The sequence below is a fragment of the Streptomyces resistomycificus genome, assembly GCF_001514265.1.
GTDB lineage: Bacteria > Actinomycetota > Actinomycetes > Streptomycetales > Streptomycetaceae > Streptomyces > Streptomyces resistomycificus.
This window is the reverse complement of sequence record NZ_KQ948991.1, coordinates 556,241-573,605: the sequence shown is the minus strand read 5'-3', so window position 1 is coordinate 573,605 and position 17,365 is coordinate 556,241. Positions and strand designations below refer to the sequence as shown.

General features: G+C 68.4%; 19 protein-coding genes. 8 read left to right on the top strand and 11 right to left on the bottom strand.

The window, feature by feature from the left end:
- Positions 1–286 precede the first annotated feature (286 nt).
- Positions 287–499, bottom strand: coding sequence for a DUF5326 family protein (locus tag AQJ84_RS17060; RefSeq protein ID WP_030042262.1), 213 nt, complete (start codon positions 497–499; stop codon positions 287–289).
- A 148-nt stretch (positions 500–647) separates the two neighbouring features.
- Positions 648–965: a cupin domain-containing protein gene (locus tag AQJ84_RS17055; RefSeq protein WP_030042261.1), complete on the bottom strand. Its 318-nt coding sequence runs from the start codon at positions 963–965 to the stop codon at positions 648–650.
- A 57-nt stretch (positions 966–1,022) separates the two neighbouring features.
- On the opposite strand from AQJ84_RS17055, the gene AQJ84_RS17050 reads away from it, so the two are divergent.
- The 5 genes from AQJ84_RS17050 to AQJ84_RS17030 all read left to right on the top strand — a co-directional run bounded on the left by AQJ84_RS17050 (position 1,023) and on the right by AQJ84_RS17030 (position 4,845).
- Complete coding sequence (locus tag AQJ84_RS17050; protein WP_030042260.1) at positions 1,023–1,400, top strand: phage holin family protein; 378 nt, start codon at positions 1,023–1,025, stop codon at positions 1,398–1,400.
- A 7-nt stretch (positions 1,401–1,407) separates the two neighbouring features.
- Entirely contained in the window at positions 1,408–1,899 is a 492-nt protein-coding gene (locus AQJ84_RS17045; protein WP_030042259.1) for a low molecular weight protein-tyrosine-phosphatase, read from the top strand.
- The gene (locus AQJ84_RS17040) at positions 1,896–3,050 is read left to right on the top strand and encodes a cystathionine gamma-lyase (protein ID WP_030042258.1); all 1,155 of its coding nucleotides are present in this window, start codon (positions 1,896–1,898) and stop codon (positions 3,048–3,050) included. The genes AQJ84_RS17045 and AQJ84_RS17040 overlap by 4 nt, the downstream gene beginning before the upstream one ends.
- 230 nt (positions 3,051–3,280) lie before the next feature.
- Positions 3,281–4,252, top strand: coding sequence for a LysR family transcriptional regulator (locus AQJ84_RS17035; protein ID WP_030042257.1), 972 nt, complete (start codon positions 3,281–3,283; stop codon positions 4,250–4,252).
- A gap of 110 nt (positions 4,253–4,362) precedes the next feature.
- Positions 4,363–4,845, top strand: a complete 483-nt coding sequence (locus tag AQJ84_RS17030) for an NUDIX domain-containing protein (protein WP_030042256.1) — start codon at positions 4,363–4,365, stop codon at positions 4,843–4,845.
- A gap of 13 nt (positions 4,846–4,858) precedes the next feature.
- Here the strand turns inward: AQJ84_RS17030 and AQJ84_RS40995 are convergent, their stop codons facing one another.
- Both AQJ84_RS40995 and AQJ84_RS17020 read right to left on the bottom strand, forming a co-directional pair.
- Positions 4,859–6,652, bottom strand: a complete 1,794-nt coding sequence (locus tag AQJ84_RS40995; protein WP_374935408.1) for a globin domain-containing protein — start codon at positions 6,650–6,652, stop codon at positions 4,859–4,861.
- Between the two features lie 416 nt (positions 6,653–7,068).
- Complete coding sequence (locus AQJ84_RS17020; protein ID WP_030042254.1) at positions 7,069–7,701, bottom strand: HAD family hydrolase; 633 nt, start codon at positions 7,699–7,701, stop codon at positions 7,069–7,071.
- 206 nt (positions 7,702–7,907) lie between these two features.
- Between AQJ84_RS17020 and AQJ84_RS17015 the strand changes: the two genes are divergently transcribed.
- Positions 7,908–8,774 (top strand): GNAT family N-acetyltransferase, encoded by an 867-nt coding sequence (locus tag AQJ84_RS17015; RefSeq protein ID WP_030042253.1) that lies wholly within the window; start codon positions 7,908–7,910, stop codon positions 8,772–8,774.
- A 104-nt stretch (positions 8,775–8,878) separates the two neighbouring features.
- Here the strand turns inward: AQJ84_RS17015 and AQJ84_RS17010 are convergent, their stop codons facing one another.
- On the bottom strand, positions 8,879–10,087 hold the full coding sequence (locus AQJ84_RS17010; RefSeq protein WP_030042252.1) for an MFS transporter: 1,209 nt from the start codon (positions 10,085–10,087) through the stop codon (positions 8,879–8,881).
- 159 nt (positions 10,088–10,246) lie between these two features.
- On the opposite strand from AQJ84_RS17010, the gene AQJ84_RS17005 reads away from it, so the two are divergent.
- Positions 10,247–10,699 carry a GNAT family N-acetyltransferase gene (locus AQJ84_RS17005; protein WP_030042251.1) on the top strand — a complete coding sequence of 151 codons (453 nt, stop codon included), beginning with the start codon at positions 10,247–10,249 and terminating at the stop codon, positions 10,697–10,699.
- Between the two features lie 87 nt (positions 10,700–10,786).
- Here AQJ84_RS17005 and AQJ84_RS17000 read toward each other — a convergent pair whose 3' ends face one another.
- On the bottom strand, positions 10,787–12,172 hold the full coding sequence (locus AQJ84_RS17000) for a serine hydrolase domain-containing protein (RefSeq protein WP_030042250.1): 1,386 nt from the start codon (positions 12,170–12,172) through the stop codon (positions 10,787–10,789).
- A gap of 58 nt (positions 12,173–12,230) precedes the next feature.
- Positions 12,231–13,706: a replicative DNA helicase gene (gene dnaB / locus AQJ84_RS16995; RefSeq protein ID WP_030042249.1), complete on the bottom strand. Its 1,476-nt coding sequence runs from the start codon at positions 13,704–13,706 to the stop codon at positions 12,231–12,233.
- 458 nt (positions 13,707–14,164) lie between these two features.
- On the opposite strand from dnaB, the gene AQJ84_RS16990 reads away from it, so the two are divergent.
- On the top strand, positions 14,165–15,502 hold the full coding sequence (locus tag AQJ84_RS16990) for an MATE family efflux transporter (protein ID WP_053191947.1): 1,338 nt from the start codon (positions 14,165–14,167) through the stop codon (positions 15,500–15,502).
- Positions 15,503–15,628: 126 nt separating this feature from the next.
- Here the strand turns inward: AQJ84_RS16990 and rplI are convergent, their stop codons facing one another.
- The 4 genes from rplI to rpsF form a co-directional block, all read right to left on the bottom strand.
- A complete protein-coding gene (rplI, locus tag AQJ84_RS16985) occupies positions 15,629–16,075 on the bottom strand; it encodes a 50S ribosomal protein L9 (RefSeq protein ID WP_030042246.1) in 447 nt (148 codons plus the stop codon).
- A gap of 18 nt (positions 16,076–16,093) precedes the next feature.
- Positions 16,094–16,330 (bottom strand): 30S ribosomal protein S18, encoded by a 237-nt coding sequence (gene rpsR / locus AQJ84_RS16980; RefSeq protein ID WP_003949403.1) that lies wholly within the window; start codon positions 16,328–16,330, stop codon positions 16,094–16,096.
- A 57-nt stretch (positions 16,331–16,387) separates the two neighbouring features.
- A complete protein-coding gene (locus AQJ84_RS16975; RefSeq protein WP_030042245.1) occupies positions 16,388–16,990 on the bottom strand; it encodes a single-stranded DNA-binding protein in 603 nt (200 codons plus the stop codon).
- A 78-nt stretch (positions 16,991–17,068) separates the two neighbouring features.
- Positions 17,069–17,359 carry a 30S ribosomal protein S6 gene (rpsF, locus tag AQJ84_RS16970; RefSeq protein ID WP_010353482.1) on the bottom strand — a complete coding sequence of 97 codons (291 nt, stop codon included), beginning with the start codon at positions 17,357–17,359 and terminating at the stop codon, positions 17,069–17,071.
- Between the last annotated feature and the right edge of the window lie 6 nt (positions 17,360–17,365).

The window sequence follows — 17,365 nt, the reverse complement described above, 5'->3', positions numbered from 1 at the left end:
CTGGACGTGTGCGGTGTCAACCGTGGCCAAGGGTCACTCCCGAAGCGCGAGAGGGCAGCCCGTGCGGGGGAACACGGGAGGGGGTGTACGCCGCTCGCGGGGTGGTCCCCGCGTCGAGTTCCGGACTCTAACCGTCTGCCACCGCTCGCAGACGGCCCGGCCGGGAAACTTCCCTCGCGCGAGGGAACCGGCGATTCCTGTTACCGCTCGCCGGTTGCCCCGAGTTGTGCGCGACCGCTCGCCCGTCGTCCTGGCCGGCCGCTCGCCCGTCGTCCTGGCCGGCCGCTCACCAGTCGCTGCGGGACGAGGAGCTCGACATGAACTTCCGTACGACGTAGATGAGTCCACCCACCAGGGCGACGAAAACCAGCAGCTTGAAGAGCAGGCCGATGACGAAGCCGACGACGCTGGCTATCAGCCCGCCGAAGACGACCAGGGCGATGACCGGCACCGCAACCCACTTCACCCACCACGGCAGTCCCGTGAAGATCTCTCGCATCGCCCTTGCCTCTCTGGTGCCCGGCACTTCCGGTGCCGGATCTTCTGATGTCCTGCACTCGATGCTAGGGCCGGGAGGGGTCCCCGCGGGGGCCTGGCACCCCTTGTCCGCCCCTGACTGATCCCCTAGGGAACCCCGAGGCCGCAGGTCAGCTCTCGGGCGGAGAGAAGACCACCATCACCCTCAGGTCCTCGCTGATGTGGTGGAACTTGTGCGCGACACCGGCCGGTACGTAGACCACGCTGCCGCGCGCCACCTGGGTGGTCTCCATGCCGACGGTGATCGCCGCACGGCCGCTCACGACGAAGTAGACCTCGTCCTGACTGTGCGGCTGCTGTGGGTCGCGCTCGCCCGCGTCGAGCGCGTAGAGGCCGACCGACATGTTCCGCTCCCTCAGGAACTGCAGGTAGGCGCCGTCGTTGGCGGCGCGCTCCGCCTCCAGCTCGTCCAACCGGAATGCCTTCATCGACTTAGTCCGCCCTGCCCGTACTCGTAACCGATCTCGTCTGCCACGATCAGACACATGAAGAATTTCGTAGTCAAGACGATCGCCAACGCGGGCGCCCTGGCGGTCGCCGTGTGGCTGCTCGACAAGATCACCCTGACCGGCGACAGCACCGGCAAGAAGATCTGGACGCTGCTCCTCGTCGCTCTGGTCTTCGGACTGGTGAACTTCCTGGTCAAGCCCATCGTGAAGGTGCTCACCTTCCCGCTGTTCATCCTGACGCTCGGCCTGATCACCCTGGTGGTCAACGCTCTCATGCTGCTGCTCACCTCGTGGCTGGCCGACGTGCTCGACCTGAGCTTCCACGTCGACGGCTTCTGGACCGCCGTCCTCGGCGGTCTGATCATCTCGATCGTCTCCTGGGCGCTCAACATGGTCCTGCCCGACGAGGACTGAACGCACCATGACCTACCGCGTCTGCTTCGTCTGCACCGGCAACATCTGCCGCTCCCCGATGGCCGAGTCGGTCTTCCGTGCCCGCGTGGCGGAGGCCGGGCTCGAGGGCCTGGTGGAGGTCGACAGCGCCGGCACGGGCGGCTGGCACGAGGGCGACGGCGCCGACCCCCGCACCGTCACCGTCCTCGAGAACGGCGGCTACGACGGTGCGCACACGGCCCGCCGGTTCCGGCCCTCGTGGTTCAGCCGGCTCGACCTCGTCATCGCCCTCGACGCAGGCCACCTCGCGGCCCTGCGTCGCCTCGCGCCCACTGCTCAGGACGCGGAGAAGGTGCGACTGCTGCGTTCCTACGATCCCGCCGCGAGCGGTGACCTCGACGTCCCGGACCCGTACTACGGGGGCATGGACGGCTTCGAGGAGTGCCTTGAGATGGTGGAGGCGGCGAGCGAGGGTCTGCTCGCAGTGGTGCGCGAGAACGTGGAGGGACGAGCCGCATGAGCGCTACGAGTGGGCAGGGACTGCCGGAGGCCGGCGGTGAGGGCACGCGCGCGGTGCGGGCCGGGCTGCCCGAGGCGGTGAAGCACGAGCCGACCCTGCCCGGTCCGGTGTTCGCCGCCCACTTCCACCTGCCGGGCGAGGTGACGGGCCCGTACAGCTACGGCCGCGACGACAACCCGACCTGGACCCTGCTGGAGCGGGCCATCGGCGAACTGGAGGCGCCCGGCCAGGACGGCGTCGAGACGCTCGTCTTCGCCTCGGGCATGGCCGCCATCTCCTCGGTGCTCTTCTCGCAGCTGCGCGCCGGGGACGCGGTCGTCCTGCCCAGCGACGGCTACCAGGTGCTGCCCATGGTGCGCGCGCAGCTGGAGGCGTACGGCATCGAGGTGCGCACCGCTCCCACCGGCGGCGACGCCCAGCTCGACGCCCTCGACGGCGCCAGGCTGCTGTGGATCGAGACTCCCTCGAACCCCGGGCTCGACGTCTGCGACATCCGCCGGCTCGCCGAGGCGGCCCACGCGCGTGGCGCCCTGGTCGCCGTTGACAACACGCTCGCGACACCGCTCGGGCAGCGCCCGCTTGAGCTCGGCGCGGACTTCTCCGTGGCCAGCGGCACCAAGCAGCTCACCGGGCACGGCGACGTCCTCCTGGGATACGTCAGCGGTCGCGACCCCGACGCCATGGCCGCGGTACGACGCTGGCGGAAGATCGTCGGCGCGATCGCCGGGCCCATGGAGGCCTGGCTCGCGCACCGCTCGATCGCCACACTCCAGCTGCGGGTGGACCGCCAGAACGCGACCGCTCTGGTGCTCGCCGAGGCGCTGCGTGAGCGGCCCGAGGTGACCGGGCTGCGCTATCCGGGGCTGTCCGACGATCCGTCGCACAAGGTCGCCGCCCAGCAGATGCGGCGCTTTGGATGCGTCGTCTCCTTCACGCTGCCCACGCGCGCGCGTGCCGACCGTTTCCTCGACGCGCTGAGGCTCGTCGACGACGCGACCAGCTTCGGCGGTGTGCGGTCCACGGCCGAACGCCGTCGACGTTGGGGAGGGGACGCGGTGCCGGACGGATTCATCCGCTTCTCGGTCGGTGCGGAGGATCCCGAGGACCTGGTGGCGGACGTCCTGCGTGCGCTGGACGCATCAGCCTCCTGACCGTGCCGTCCGCCCGCTCCGGGTGGTGCCGGCCGCCTACGACGGACGGTCCGAGCCTCCCCCCTCGTGGCTCGGACCGTCCCGGTTCTGCGCGCGAAGAACCGCTTGCACAAGGCTAGTTGACTCTGTGTCAGTGTCCAATCACAGTAGCGACAGAGACCTATCGACATATTTATAGTTGGGCCCTGCCTCGGGGCCGGGAGAAGGGCAGGGAAGAGGAGGACGTCGCCATGGATCTGGCCTTGCTGCGCACCTTTGTGACGGTGCACCGGGCCGGTTCCTTCACGCGAGCGGCCGCGCTGCTCGGACTGTCCCAACCGGCCGTCACCTCGCAGATCCGCACCCTGGAGCGGCAGTTGGGGCGCCCACTCTTCCTGCGGCAGGCCCGGGGAGTGACCCCGACGACCATCGGCGACGAACTGGCCCACAAGGCGGCACCTCACCTCGACGCCCTGGTGGAAATCGCCGAAGCCGGGGTCGACGACGAGTCCTCCTTACGGACACTGCACCTCGCGGGCCCACCCGAGTTCACCGCCGAGCGGGCGCTGCCCGCACTCACCGAGCTGACCGGCGAGGACGGCCAGGGCTTCGCTCTGCGCGCTTCCTTCGGGAACGCCGAGGAGGTCCTGGAAGGACTGGCGGCCGGACATCATGATCTGGCCATCTGTACGGCTCGTCCGCGCGGCGCCCTGCTCACGGCGACTGCGCTCTGCGACGAGGAGCATGTGCTGGTCGCCGCCCCGCGGTGGGCCGAGCGGCTCCGCGCCGGGAGACCGCGCCGCAAGACGGCGCGAGCGTTGCGGCCCGGGGCCAAGAGCACGCCCACGCTGAAGGACGTCCTGGCGGTCGACGAGGCACCCGCTCTGGAGAACATCCCCGTGGTCGAAGTCCACGAGTCGTTGCCGTTCGTCTCCCGCTACTGGGCTTCGGTCTTCGACTCACGCCCGCCCGCCCCGGGCTCCGTGATCGTCCCCGACCTGCGTGCGGTCCTCGCCTGCGCGGCGGCGGGCGCCGGACTCGCCGTGCTGCCCCGTTATCTGTGCGCATCCGCCCTCGAGCACGGCGAGGTCGTCGCCCTGCACGAACCGGCCGTACCGCCGCTGCGCACCTACTTCCTGGTGGTCCGCACCGGCACGCTCGCGATGCCGCACATCGCCCGCGCTCATGAATGGCTGATGGGGGCCGCCGACGACTGGTGCTGAGCCGCGGATCGCTGCTGGCCAGGGCTCTGATCCGGGCCGATCACACCGTGAACCCGTTCGGTGACCTCCCGCGATGTTTCACGTGGAACCAGCCGGGCCACATTTCTCCCATGACCGTCCGACCTGTGGTCAAGCGCACCGCCCGTGCCGTTCTGCTGGATGCTGACGACCTGATTCTGATCAAGCGCACCAAGCCCGGCCTGGATCCCTACTGGCTCACGCCCGGCGGCGGGGTGGAGCCAGACGACACGACCGTCGTAGACGCCCTGCACCGCGAGGTGTACGAGGAGCTCGGCGCCAAGATCACCGATGTGGTGCCCTGCTTCGTCGACACCGTCGAGCACATCGGCGAGGACGGCGGCGCGACCGGCGTGAAGGTGCAGCACTTCTTCGTCTGCCGCCTGGAGTCCATGGACCCGTCCCTGCGGCACGGGCCCGAGGTGGACGAGCCCATCGGCGAGTACGAGATCGTGCGGGTGCCGTTCACCCGCGTCGGCATCGCCTCCGTCCACCTCGTGCCACTCTCCCTACGGCACTACCTGGACGGCAACATCGAGGGCGTACGTGCCATGCACGCCCCGGACCTCGGCTGACACCGGCACCGGATCACTGGGCGGCGCCGACGAGCTCCTCCACCGAGTCGTGGCGTATGCGTTCCCACGGCATGCCGATGTCCCTGAGCGTGTCCACCCCGCTGCGGATCATCCCGGGCGGACCGGAGAGGTAGGCGTCGTATTCGTTCCACGGCCCGTACTCGCGTATGGCGTCCGGGAGCTGCAGATGCGCCTGCTGGTCGATGATCGCGCGGACCGAGAGCCACGGGTGGGACTGCTGGAGCCTGAGCATCGTGTCGATGTCGTAGAGGTCGTGGTCGGTACGGGCGCCGTAGAACACCTCGACCGTACGCCGTTCGCCATGCTCGGCGACGTCCTCGACGAGAGCCTTGATCGGGGCTATGCCGGTCCCGCCGCCCAGGCAGAGCAGTCCGCTGTCGGTGGTGTGGTCGACGGTCATCGAGCCGGCCGGCGGACCGAGCCGGATGATGTCGCCGGGCCGGGCGCGGTGCACCAGGGCGTTGGAGACCCAGCCCGCGGGAACGGCCTTCACGTGGAACGACAGCAGTCCGTCGGGGCGAGGCGCCGAGGCGAAGGAGTAATGCCGCCAGATCCGCGGCCACCAGGGTGTCTCCACACTCGTGTACTGACCGGCCAGGAAGGGATAGGGCTGGTCGGGTCGGACGGTGACGACCGCGACGTCCTGCGTTCTCTGGTCGTGCGAGACGACTTCCGCGTACCACCAGGCGGGAGCACGCAGCTCGTCCGCCGCGGCAGCGTCGATCATGACCTGGGAGATCGTGGTGTACGCCCGCACCCAGGCGGCCTCCAGCTCCGGATTCCAGATGCCGGCGGCGTACTTGCTCAGCGCTCCGATGAGGCACTCACCCACAGCCGGGTAGTGCTCGGGCCGGGTGCCGTACTTGCGGTGTCCGCGGCCGAGGTTCTGGAGGTAGTCCACTAGCACTTCGGTGTTGTCGATGTGCTCGGCCGCGGTGAGCAGGGCCTTGAGAAGCCGGTCCCGCTGAGTGTCCATGGCGGCCGGGAACAGCGATCGCAGATCGGGGTGGCGCACGAAGAGCAGCGCGTAGAAGTACGAGGTGACCTTGTCGGCCACGGGGCCGACCTCGGCCATGGTCCGGCGGATGAGAACAGCGTCCGGGGAGGCGTCTGAGGCGTCCTGCTGCGGAGTGGAGCGCTGCCCGGGTACCCGCCCTTCCAGCGGTGCCGCTTGCGTCAGAAAGGGGGCGCGGGCGGATGGGGCCTGGGCTGCCGGCGCTTGGCCGGGCGGGGCCGAGGCGGGGAGCGGTATTCCGGAGACTGGCATCGGGGCCGGGACGGGGAGCTCCATTTCGGGGGCCGGTATGGGGGACGCTGCCTCGGGACCTTGGAGCGCGGCGGGCGCGCCGGTCGCGGTGGCATGGGGCGGGTCCGACCGGGGGGCGGATGGCACTTCGGGAGCTGTGCTGAGAGGTGTGTCGTTCTCGGCTGTCAGGGGCGTGTAGGGAGGCGTGCTGCCCTGGTCCGCGTCGGCTGTCGCCACTGTGGGCGAGACATCGTCCGGCTCCTCGGTGGAGGCTGCGGGGCCCGGGGCCTCGGTGGGCGGCGGCGCGCCGTCGGTCGTGGCGGCGGGCTGTGCGGCGCCCGGCGTCGGCGAGTCCGTGTCGGTGCTGGTCGCGCCCCTGCCCATCGGGCGCATCGCTGCCAGGCGGCGGCCGTCAGCGGTCGCCGGTTCGGTGCCCGGTGTCGTGCCCGGCGTCGTGTCCGGCTGCTTGCGCGGCGTGAACCAGCCGCTCCCGCCGCCGGAAGTGCCGTTGTCGGCCGACGTGGTGGTCGGAGCGTCCATGGTGTGCCTCGCCTCGAACATCTTTCAGTCGGTCTGCGCACTTCCTCGGTCGGAAGGTGCCTGCTTTCCCCCGCAGACGGCTTGGTCTCTTGTCCGGTGCCCCCGCCAATGCGGCCACATTCAACCCGTGTTCCTGCCCGTTACGGACAAGTAAGGCGAGAGTGTGACATTGGCCGCAGTACTGCCATCGCAGCGTCCCATCGGCACGAACGCCCCGGCGCCATACACCGAAATACGGTTCTTCGATCTCTCCGTCCCGTTAGGCTGCGTTGCTCTGTCCTCGGCCGGCTCGGGCCTACCGGAGGACTCCTCACCCGGACACGAACCGGAGTCGACCATACCGGCCGCCGCTCCGCACACAAGTCCCCCCTCCTCCTTCACGAATGCCACCAGGGTCGAGCCATCAATTCCCTCAATTACCGGGCGTGGCGCACCAATTCATAGGCTTCCCACAGATCTCGGCCCATGTACGAGTGCGTCGAGATGCCTGACAGATGACTGTCCGCATTGACCGCGACGGAGATCGGCACCGCCCCGAACAGGTCCTTGTCCGACAGCGAATCCCCGTACGCCACACAGTCGTCGCGTCCCACCCCGAACTGTTCGCACAGTAGATCGGCGATGCGTACCTTCGCCGCGGCGCTGAGCACCCCGGCCGGATCCATGGGCTCGGTGAACGGCACCGCGGGAAAGCGAGAGCCGTACGCCGCATGGGCACCCCAGTCGATGAGCCGCTCCACGAAGAAGGAGGGCGAGAGGGACACGACCGCGCAATAGTCCCCGTCCTTCCTGATCTCCGCCCAGACCTCGCGGATTCGCGTCAGCCACGGGGCGCATTCGAAGGCCACCGCCACATGAGCCTCGGTGAGCTCCGCCCAGAGCCGGTATACCTCCGCCGCATACTCGGGCGGCCCTATCAGGCCCGCCCCGATCGCCTGGTCGAGCGCCACGGCTTCGGCTTCCAGCCCGAGCTGCCGGGATATCTCCACGGGCGCGGTGCTCCCATGCAGCAACGTGCCGTCGAGGTCGAAGAGATGGAGTCTGGCCATACCGCCGAGGCTAGCGGGGCGGGCTTGTTCGGCTTTCGTCCGGCATTCGGTGGCGCCATCAGACGATCAGCATTCGCCAATGTTTCACGTGAAACACGCAGCGCTTGTCGGCAAGCTGTGCAGTTGGCTACGACATGGCCAAAAGCTCGTACGTCCCCTCGGAAACAGGTGGACGTCGAGGGTGCCGATCAGACAGCCTGACCTGCGTGCCGACTCCTTCTCCCAGCGCTCTGCCCATCCGTCGTCTGACGCTTCGCGACCTCACCGCCTGCGCCGACTTGTCCGAGGGCCGGGGGTGGCCACGCGAGGAGCACAAGTGGGGTCTTCTCCTCGCGGCCGGGAAGGGACACGGCATCGACGACCCCGGCGGCGGACTCGTCGCCGCCTGCGTGGTGACCGAGTACGGGCCACAGGACCGCCCCGATCTCGGGGCCATCGGCATGGTGCTGGTCGCCGAGCGGCATGCCCGCCAGGGCATCGGGCGCCGACTGATGCGTCACATCCTCTCGGCGATGGGACCCACACCTCTCACCCTGCACGCGACGCCGAACGGTCGCCCGCTCTACGAAGAGCTCGGCTTCAAGGCCATCGGCCGAGCCGAGATGCTCAGCGGACGCTTCACACCGGGCGGGCCGTCGCCCGAGGTCGCGACCCGCGCCGCCACCGCCGAGGACCTCACCGGCATCCTCAAGCTCGACGAGAAGGTCTTCGGCACGGATCGCACGCACCTCATCACCCGACTGCCCGCCTTCGCCGACCAGTTGCGCGTCGCCGAGGAGAACGGCCGGATCGTCGGCTACGCGGCAGCCTGGCCCAACATGGACACCCATGTCGTCGGTCCGCTGATCGCCCGTGACACCCGGACGGCGAAGGCGCTGATCGCCTCCCTCGCCGCCCATACCGGCCGCCCGCTGCGGACCGACATCGACGTACGGCACGAGGAACTGCTGGCCTGGGCGAAGGAGCGGGGCCTGGCCTCCATCGCCTTCAACACCGTCATGACGTACGGAGCCGCGGAGCTGCCCGGGGACTGGAGCCAACGGTTCGCCCCGCTCACGGTGGCGGCGGGCTGAGGCCCGGCCCCTCCTGGCGCGGATACGGCGACGCCGGTACCCGGAATCTCCTGGGAACCGGCGTCGCCGCGTACGACTCGGGGGGGCGGCGGCAGTTGTACGAGTCAGTGAGGGACGGCGGTCCGCCGGTCTGCCGGAACTGCTTCCGCGACCACTGTGCTCGTCGTGCCGCCACGACGTTCCAGAGCGGCCGACAAGAGGGCGAGCAGCAGCGCGGCCGCCGCGAGGGCCGCGCCGACCCAGTTGGGGGCGGTGTAGCCGAGGCCGGCCGAGATGACGAGGCCGCCGAGCCACGCGGAGAGCGCGTTGCCGAGGTTGAAGGCGCCGATGTTCACGGCCGAGGCCAGGGTGGGGGCGCCGTGAGCCTGGTCGAGGACACGCTTCTGCAGCGGCGGAACGCTGGCGAAGCCCAGAGCGCCGATCAGGACGATCGTGACGGCCGCCAGAAGCTTGTTGTGCGCGGTGAGCGTGAAGAGGGCGAGTACGACAGCGAGGGCGCCCAGAGAGACGTACAGAAGGGGCATCAGGGCGCGGTCGGCGTACCTGCCTCCCAACAGGTTGCCGACGACCATGCCGAGCCCGAAGAGGACCAGCAGCCAGGTGACCGAGCCGTCGGCGAAGCCGGTGACGTGGGTCATCATCGGCGCGATGTAGGTGATGGCCGCGAAGACGCCACCGAAACCGAGCACGGTCATCGCCATCGCGAGAAGGACCTGTGCGTTCTTGAAGGCGGCCAGTTCACGGCGCAGGCTCACTCCTTCCGCCCGGGGCATGTCGGGGACGAGCCTGGCGATGCCCAGCAGGCCGATCACCCCCAGGAACGCGACGATCCCGAAGGTGACACGCCAGCCGACGGACTGCCCGACGAGTGTGCCCAGCGGGACTCCGACGACGTTGGCGACGGTCAGGCCGGTGAACATCATCGCGATGGCTCCGGCCTTCTTGTCCGGCGCGACCAGGTCGGCCGCCACTACCGAGCCGATACCGAAAAAGGCCCCGTGCGCGAGTGAGGCGACCACCCGGCCGATCAGCATGACGGCGAAGGCGGGTGCGAGCGCCGACAGGAGATTGCCGGCAATGAACAGGCCCATCAGCAGCATCAGCATCCGTTTGCGGGAGACCTTGGTGCCGAGCACGGTCATCAACGGGGCGCCGAACATGACACCGAGCGCGTAGCCCGTGACCAGGAAGCCGGCGGTGGGGATGGAAACCCCGAAGTCGTCCGCGACCTCGGGCAACAGGCCCATGATCACGAACTCGGTTGTCCCGATTCCGAAGGCCCCGATCGCGAGAGCGAGAAGCGCGAGCGGCATGGGGATGACACCTTCCCAGACGGTTGCAGGAGCGCGTAAGGCGCCAGATTAGTTGCACACGCTCCATATATGCAAACGCCCGCTATCTCGATGTCGCCCTATTCCCTGTGTGCCCACTGGACTGAGGGGCACTGGAGCCAAGGTGTCTAGAGTGCGGCCATGGGAGATCTTGAGATACGGCCCGCCGCGGCAGCCGACCTTTCGGCGATCGTCGCCATGCTCGCCGACGACCCCCTGGGCGCCCAGCGGGAGTCCCCGGATGACCTGAGCCCCTACCTGGCTGCGCTGCAACGCCTCACTGCCGACCCCAACCAGCATCTGGTGGTCGCCGTCCGTGATGACCGCGTCGTCGGCACGCTCCAGCTCACGGTCATTCCGGGACTGTCCCGACGCGGCTCTGCCAGATCGATCGTGGAAGGCGTCCGCATCCACGCCGACGAACGAGGCAGCGGCCTGGGGACGCGACTCATCGAGTGGGCCATCGAGGAATCCCGCGGTCAGAACTGCCAGTTGGTCCAGCTGACGTCGGACAACACCCGCACGGACGCTCATCGCTTCTACGAACGGCTCGGCTTCACGGCCTCACATGTGGGCTTCAAGCTCCAGTTGTGACTGCACGCCGAGGAGAGCGCCTCGCGCCGACTGACACACAGAAGCGGCCTGTTTCACGTGAAACAGGCCGCTTCTGTGTGAGCGCGTCTAACTGATGCCTCGCCACCCCTCGGGATCCACCCCACCGGGCAGGGAAGCCCCCTGCTCGTACGGCTGACGTGTGAAGACGAACGACCCGAGGTCGAGATGGCCCACGGATCCGTCGGGCCGCCGTACGGCCTTGAGGAGCTCTCCGGCGTAGTACCCCTCCAGGCCGGTCCAGGTTCCGTCACCGTTGTCCCGGAACCGTGAACGCCGGCCGTTGCCCGAGAGGGGCCCCAGCGAGACAAGGCCGTCGGCCGTCAGCCGCAGAGCGAAGGCATGCGTTCCCCAGTACCACTGACCCGCCGACTCGAGGACCGAGGCGTCCACTTCGCGCAAGGGGCGCCACGGCTCGGGAAGGCGCGGCTCCGCCTCGGCGACGATCCGGACAAGATCGGCACCCAGAGCCGAGAGCATCGGGCCGGAGGTGCAGTTGGCCAGCACCACGGCCGCGACATCGTCCACCACGCTGATCGTGAGGTTCGCCAGGAAGCCCGGCAGAGACCCCGAATGGCCTACGAGCAGCCGCCCGTCGCGGTGCTGAATCTGGAGACCGAGACCGTAAGTGGCGCCGTCCACGACATCCGCGGGCTCGGCCGGCGCCGCGGGTGTCCGCATCTCACGCACACTCTCGGCGCTCAGCACCCGGGCGTCACCCTTCGCCAGGAAGGCGGCGAACCTCGCCAAGTCGCCCGTGGTGGACCACAGTTGGCCCGCCGCGGCCATCAGGCCGAGGTCCTCGGTGGGTTCGGGCAGCATCACGTCGGCCCATGGATGCACCGCCCAGCCGCCCGCATGAGGAGCCTGCGGCTGTGCACTCGTACGGTCCAGGCCCAAAGGCTCCAACACCTCCCGCCGGAGCACCTCCTCCCACGGAGCCCCGCGCAGCTTCTCCACGAGCGCGCCCAGAACGCTGTATCCGGGATTGGAGTAGTGAAAGCGACGGCCGGCCGGATGACGGATGGGCTGCTCCCCCAGTACATCGGCGAGTTCCGGACGCAGAGATCCCGGAGTGCGCTCCCACCAGGGGGCGGGCGACTCGGCCGCCAGCCCGCTCGTGTGCGCGAGCAGCTCTGCGATGGTCGCCTCGCCCGCTCCGGTGCCCGGGACGTGCTTCTCCAGCGGGTCGCCCAGGTCGATCGCCCCCTCGTCACGCAGGCGCAGCACGAGAACGGCGGTGAAGGTCTTGGTGATCGAACCGATCCGGTACTGCACGTTCTCGTCGGGACCGTGGCCCTCCACCGAGGTTCGCGAACCGTGCCAGACGGCATGGCCACCCCGTACGACCGCGGCGACCAGCGAAGGCGCACGTCCTTCCGCCTGGGCCACGGCGATGCGGTGCAACAGCGCCCGGCGTGTCCCGGGCAGCAACTCTTCCTGAGGTGTCGTCATGGCCCCAGTCCATCCCGCGGGGCGCTCGGACGTCGACCTCATTTGGTCCGCGCCGACGTCAGGTCTGGGCCATGTCCACGAAGCGCGAGTAGTGGCCCTGGAAGGCGACCGTGATGGTCGCCGTCGGCCCGTTACGGTGCTTGCCCACGATGATGTCCGCCTCGCCCGCGCGCGGCGACTCCTTCTCGTAGGCGTCCTCCCGGTGCAGCAGGATCACCATGTCCGCGTCCTGCTCGATGGAGCCGGACTCACGCAGGTCGGACACCATCGGCTTCTTGTCCGTACGCTGCTCGGGACCACGGTTGAGCTGCGAGAGCGCGATCACCGGGACCTCCAGCTCCTTGGCCAGAAGCTTGAGGTTACGGGACATGTCCGAGACCTCCTGCTGGCGGCTCTCGGAGCGTTTCGAACCACCGGCCTGCATCAGCTGCAGGTAGTCGATGATCACAAGCTTGATGTCGTTGCGCTGCTTCAGTCGCCTGCACTTCGCGCGGATCTCCATCATCGACAGGTTCGGCGAGTCGTCGATGTAGAGCGGCGCGGACGAGACCTCGGGCATCCGGCGCGCCAGACGCGTCCAGTCGTCGTCCGTCATCGTGCCGGAGCGCATGTGGTGCAGGGCGACTCGCGCCTCGGCCGACAACAGGCGCATGGCGATCTCGTTGCGGCCCATTTCGAGGGAGAAGATGACGCTGGCCAGGTTGTTCTTGATCGATGCGGCGCGGGCGAAGTCCAGCGCGAGTGTGGACTTACCCATGGCGGGACGGGCCGCGATGACGATCATCTGTCCCGGGTGCAGGCCGTTGGTGAGCGAGTCGAGGTCGGTGAAGCCGGTGGGTACACCGGTCATCTCGCCGCTGCGCGAGCCGATCGCCTCGATCTCATCGAGCGCGCCCTCCATGATGTCGCCGAGGGGCAGGTAGTCCTCACTGGTGCGCTGCTCGGTGACCGCGTAGATCTCTGCCTGGGCACGGTTGACGATCTCGTCGACGTCGTCGTCGGCCGCGTATCCCATCTGTGTGATGCGGGTACCCGCCTCGACCAGCCGACGCAGGACCGCCCGCTCGTGGACGATCTCCGCGTAGTACTCGGCGTTCGCCGCCGTCGGCACTGTCTGGACGAGGGTGTGGAGGTACGACGCCCCGCCGACCTTGTTGATCTCGCCGCGCTTGGTGAGCTCGGCGGCGATCGTGATGGGGTCGGCCGGCTCGCCCTTGGCATAGACGTCGAGGATCGCCTGGTAGATCGTCTCGTGCGCGGGCTTGTAGAAGTCGTGGCCCTTGAGCACCTCGACGACATCGGCGATGGCGTCCTTGGACAGAAGCATGCCGCCCAGCACCGACTGCTCGGCGTCGAGATCCTGCGGCGGGACGCGCTCGAAGGAGGAACCGCCGGACTCCCAGGATCCGTTCTCCCTGCCCCTGTCGTGCTGTTCGTCGCGGCCCCTCGCTCCTTCACCGCGTCTGCGGGAGGGCAGACGATCACTGGGACCGCTGTCGGCCCAGGGGTCGTCCAAGGGCTCGGAAATACTCACCGAGCCACCTCCTCCCGTCCGCGGAGCGGACCTCGCGTGCCCCTCTTTTCTACGGCACGCCACTGACAAATGAGACGCCCAACTCCGGTTCTGGTGCGTCGGATTTGGGATGGTTTCCAGGCCGACGGACGGAGCGGGCGCCGGTCCACGGTAGGCCCGCAGGCACCGTCAGCCAATCTGGTTATCCACAGGCCATGTGGACGACGGCCCGGATGCTGTGGAGAACTCGGCAAAACCTGTGCACGACCCGGTGGACAGCCCTGTGAACAAGCCGGACCCTGACCTGTGACAGTCACCTTGACCTGCATGTTTCCCGTCCACCGGCTGTGCAGAAGAAAAACTTTCCCTGTCGGACCAAGATCACATCGACTGGGGCACACGCGTGCGCACCACCAGACTCGAAGTAAGGGTCATTAGGCAATTGCATCTCTTACCTGTGGATGATTAGATTGGTGCTCATGACACAGGCTCCCGCGACCCTCCGGGCCATCCGGCGCCGGCACGACCGAGAGATCGTCGCGCTGGCCGTCCCGGCCTTCGGCGCACTCGTCGCCGAGCCCCTCTTCGTCATGGCCGACAGCGCGATCGTGGGCCACCTCGGCACTGCTCAGCTCGCGGGTCTCGGCGTCGCCTCCGCGCTCCTCATGACGGCCGTCAGCGTCTTCGTCTTCCTGGCCTACGCCACCACAGCGGCTGTCGCCCGGCGTGTTGGCGCGAACGATCTCCAAGCTGCCATCCGCCAGGGCATGGACGGCATTTGGCTGGCACTGCTGCTCGGCGCCGCCGTCATCGCCGTCGTCCTGCCCACAGCGCCGACCGTCGTGGAACTCTTCGGCGCGTCGGACACCGCCGCGCCGTACGCCATCACGTACCTACGGATCTCGGCTCTGGGCATCCCTGCCATGCTCGTCGTGCTTGCCGCCACCGGCGTCCTGCGCGGACTGCAGGACACCAAGACCCCTCTGTATGTCGCCATCGCCGGCTTCATTGCCAACGGTGCTCTCAACGTAGGCCTTGTCTATGGCGCCGGCCTGGGCATCGCCGGCTCAGCCTGGGGCACAGTCATCGCCCAGTGCGGCATGGCCGCGGCCTATCTGGTGGTGGTCGTCCGCGGCGCCCGTCGGCACGGCGCCTCACTGCGCCCCGACGCCGCCGGGATTCGCGCCTCCGCACAGGCCGGCGTCCCTCTCCTGGTCCGCACCCTCTCGCTCCGGGCGATCCTGATGATCGCCACTGCCGTGGCGGCCCGTCTCGGCGACGCCGACATCGCGGCTCACCAGATCATCCTGTCGCTGTGGAGTCTGCTCGCCTTCGCGCTGGACGCCATCGCCATCGCCGGACAGGCCATCATCGGCCGCTATCTCGGCGCCGACGACCCTGAAGGCGCCCGCAATGTCTGCCGCCGCATGGTGCAGTGGGGCGTAGCGGTGGGCTGCGTGCTCGGCGTCCTGGTGGTGATCAGCCGCCCTGTGTTCCTGCCGCTGTTCACCGGCGACCCCGTGGTGAAGGACGCGGCCCTGCCCGCTCTGTTGATCGTCGCCCTTTCCCAGCCGATCTGTGGAGTCGTCTTCGTCCTGGACGGCGTCCTGATGGGCGCCGGTGACGGGCCGTACCTGGCATGGGCGATGGTGGTCACCCTGCTGGTGTTCATCCCGGCCGCCTTCCTGGTTCCCGCACTCGGCGGCGGACTCACTGCCCTGTGGGGAGCCATGACGCTGATGATGACCGTGCGAATGCTGACGCTGTGGCTACGCACCCGCTCTGGGCGCTGGCTGGTGACCGGAGCGACGCGCTGACGGTTTCACGTGAAACCGGCGTTTCACGTGAAACGTGGTCTCCCCTTCGGAGTCTCCAGCATGGGGAAGGGGCCGCACCCAGCCGGGTGCGGCCCCTTCTCTCAGCAGTGCAGCCGAGTGCGGCAATCAGGCCGCGACGACCTCGATGTTGACCTTGGCGGCAACCTCGGGGTGCAGACGCACGGACGTCTCGTGAGCGCCCAGCGTCTTGATCGGCGAGCCCAGCTCGATGCGGCGCTTGTCGACCTCGGGGCCACCGGAAGCCTTGATCGCGGAAGCGATGTCGGCCGGGGTGACGGAGCCGAAGAGACGACCGGCGTCGCCGGAGCGAACGGCCAGACGAACCTTGACACCCTCGAGCTGGGCCTTCACCACGTTGGCCTGCTCGATGGTCTGGATCTCGTGGATCTTGCGAGCACGACGGATCTGCTCGACGTCCTTCTCGCCACCCTTGGTCCAGCGGATTGCGAACTTCCGCGGGATCAGGTAGTTGCGAGCGTAACCGTCCTTGACGTCGACGACGTCGCCCGCGGCACCGAGGCCAGAGACCTCGTGGGTCAGGATGATCTTCATGTTTCGGTCACCCTTCCCTTATCGCGCAGTGGAGGTGTAGGGCAGCAGCGCCATCTCACGGCTGTTCTTCACGGCCGTGGCGACGTCACGCTGGTGCTGCGTGCAGTTGCCGGTCACGCGGCGGGCACGGATCTTGCCGCGGTCGGAAATGAACTTCCGCAGCATGTTCGTGTCCTTGTAGTCCACGTACGTGACCTTGTCCTTGCAGAAAGCGCAGACCTTCTTCTTAGGCTTGCGCACAGGCGGCTTCGCCATGGTGTATCTCCTGTGTGATCAAGAAGTTGGGGTACGCCCCACCCTCGGCTCGAAGGCCTAGAAGGGGGGCTCGTCCGAGTAGCCGCCGCCGGATCCGCCGCCGGAGTTTCCACCCCAGCCGCCGCCACCGCCGGCGCCCTGGTTGCCGCCAGCGGGAGCGCTGGTCGCCCACGGGTCGTCCGCGGGAGCCGCGCCGCCGCCCTGCTGGCCGCCGCCGGAGTTTCCACCCCAGCCGCCGCCACCCTGGCCGCCACCGGCACCGCCGCCGCCGCTGTAACCACCCTGGCCACCGCGGCCGGCGGTCTTGGTGACCTTGGCCGTGGCATTGCGCAGGCTGGCGCCGACTTCCTCGACGTCCAGCTCGTAGACCGTGCGCTTGACGCCCTCACGGTCCTCGTAGGACCGCTGCTTCAGCCGGCCCTGCACGATGACGCGCATGCCTCGCTGGAGCGACTCGGCGACGTTCTCAGCCGCCTGACGCCAGACCGAGCAGGTCAGGAACAGGCTCTCGCCGTCCTTCCACTCGTTCGTCTGACGGTCGAAGGTGCGGGGGGTGGACGCGACACGGAACTTCGCGACCGCCGCACCGGACGGGGTGAAGCGCAGCTCGGGGTCGTCGACAAGATTGCCGACGACCGTGATGACGGTCTCGCCTGCCATGGGGGAACCTCTCGGCGGGTTTGCTGCTGGCTGCTTGGTGCTGCTACTCGAATCCCGAGATCAGCTGAGCGGGAAAGCTCAGTGGGTCTCGGGGCGGAGGACCTTGGTCCGGAGGACCGACTCGTTCAGGTTCATCTGGCGGTCGAGCTCCTTGACGATCGCAGGCTCGGCCTGCAGATCGATGACCGAGTAGATGCCCTCAGGCTTCTTCTTGATCTCGTACGAGAGACGACGACGGCCCCAGGTGTCGACCTTCTCGACCTTTCCGTTGCCCTCACGGACGACGGAGAGGAAGTTCTCGATCAGAGGGGCGACAGCGCGCTCCTCCAGATCGGGGTCGAGGATGACCATCACCTCGTAGTGACGCATGTAGAA